The organism is Rathayibacter sp. AY1D2, from assembly GCF_002932695.1.
GTDB lineage: Bacteria > Actinomycetota > Actinomycetes > Actinomycetales > Microbacteriaceae > Rathayibacter.
Genome location: NZ_PSVX01000131.1, coordinates 1 through 924, shown reverse-complemented (window position 1 = coordinate 924; position 924 = coordinate 1). Strand labels below are relative to the sequence as shown.

Sequence of the window (924 nt, the reverse complement as noted above, 5' to 3'; positions counted from 1 at the left end):
GATGCCCGACCACGCGACGCGCGGCAACAACCTCGACCGCGTCCGGCGGCACAACCTCTCGGCGATCCTCCGCCTCGTGCACCGCGGCGGCCCCCGCTCCCGCTCGCAGCTGACCCGCCTGACCGGCCTCAACCGCTCCACGATCGCGGCGCTGGTCGGCGAGCTGGTGGAGCTCGGCATCGTGCGCGAGCGCGAGCCCTCCACGCCGAACCAGGTCGGCCGGCCGAGCCCCGTCGTCGAGGCCGATCCCGGAGTCGTCGCGCTCGCCGTGAACCCCGAGATCGACGCCGTCACGGTCGCCGTGGTCGGGGTCGACGCCGTCGTCCGCCGCCGCATCCGCCGCTCCGCCTCCGTCCCCACCGCCGAGGCCGCGGCCCGTCTGGCGGCCGAGGCGGTCGCCGAGCTGCTCGCCGAGCTGCCCGAGGAGACGCGGACCGTCGGCATCGGCGTCGCCGTGCCCGGCCTCGTCCGCGACGCCGACGGCCTCGTCCGGGTCGGCCCGCACCTCGGCTGGGACGACGAGCCCTTCTCCCGCATGCTCGCGGACGCGACCGGCCTGCCCGTCCTCTCGGCGAACGACGCCAACCTCGGTGCGCTCGCCGAGAGCGTCCTCGGCGCCGGCCGCGACGTCTCGCACCTCGTCTACCTCAACGGCGGCGCGAGCGGAGTGGGCGCCGGCGTCATCGTCGGCGGCGCGCCTCTGCACGGCATCGACGGCTACGCGGGGGAGATCGGCCACACCCTCGTCAACAGCGCGGGCATCGACTGCCACTGCGGCGCCGTCGGCTGCCTCGAGACCGAGGTCGGCCGCGCCGAGCTGCTCACCGTGCTCGGCCTCGACGAGAGCGAGCGGCTGGAGGAGGCGCTCGCCGCCTCCGAGGACCCGGCCGTCCGCGCCGAGGTCGAGCGCCAGCTCGGGCACCT

General features: G+C 76.4%; 1 protein-coding gene. It reads left to right on the top strand.

Features of this window, described 5'->3' with window-relative positions; translation table 11 throughout:
* Nucleotides 1-924, top strand: a 924-nt coding sequence (locus C5D04_RS17755; RefSeq protein WP_104348146.1) for an ROK family transcriptional regulator, incomplete at both ends; no start/stop codon positions are given.